Raw genomic sequence first — 557 nt, 5'->3', positions numbered from 1 at the left:
GCTCAGCTGGTAGAGCAACTGACTTGTAATCAGTAGGTCGGGAGTTCGACTCTCTCTGCCGGCACCAACTCAAAATTAGGTTCGGAGGGGTTCCCGAGCGGTCAAAGGGATCAGACTGTAAATCTGACGGCTCAGCCTTCGCAGGTTCGAATCCTGCCCCCTCCACCAATTTCTGCATTAGTTGTTGAATGCGGTGAGTTCAGAGTGGTTTGAGGTGGCCCGATTCAAGGCATGCGGGTATCGTATAATGGCTATTACCTCAGCCTTCCAAGCTGATGATGTGGGTTCGATTCCCACTACCCGCTCCAAATAATCTGAAAGTGCTGATATAGCTCAGTTGGTAGAGCGCACCCTTGGTAAGGGTGAGGTCGGCGGTTCAAATCCGCCTATCAGCACCATTTTCACCGGCCAAACTCTTCCCTTATCTCATCAAATTCGGCATAATCTGCCCGGTTTTGTTTAATTTCAAAAATGTTGGTGTTTAATCCACCGTACGTTGTCCAAAAGAGGCTGTCATGGCAAAAGAAAAATTTGAACGTTCCAAACCGCACGTTAAC

Annotated in this window: 3 tRNA genes; all 3 read left to right on the top strand. The window is 48.7% G+C overall.

Annotation, left to right across the window (positions count from 1 at the left end):
* Positions 1 to 83 precede the first annotated feature (83 nt).
* Positions 84 to 168: transfer RNA gene (locus NOG12_RS10110), tRNA-Tyr, on the top strand.
* A gap of 65 nt (positions 169 to 233) precedes the next feature.
* A tRNA-Gly gene (locus tag NOG12_RS10105) sits at positions 234 to 308 on the top strand.
* A 14-nt stretch (positions 309 to 322) separates the two neighbouring features.
* Positions 323 to 398 (top strand) — tRNA-Thr (locus tag NOG12_RS10100).
* Positions 399 to 557 lie beyond the last annotated feature (159 nt).

Origin of the sequence: Pseudidiomarina fusca, assembly GCF_032227045.1 — a bacterium.
In the GTDB taxonomy this organism is placed as follows: domain Bacteria; phylum Pseudomonadota; class Gammaproteobacteria; order Enterobacterales; family Alteromonadaceae; genus Pseudidiomarina; species Pseudidiomarina fusca.
The sequence above is the reverse complement of the archived record's forward strand: the minus strand, read 5'-3'. Positions and strand labels throughout refer to the sequence as shown.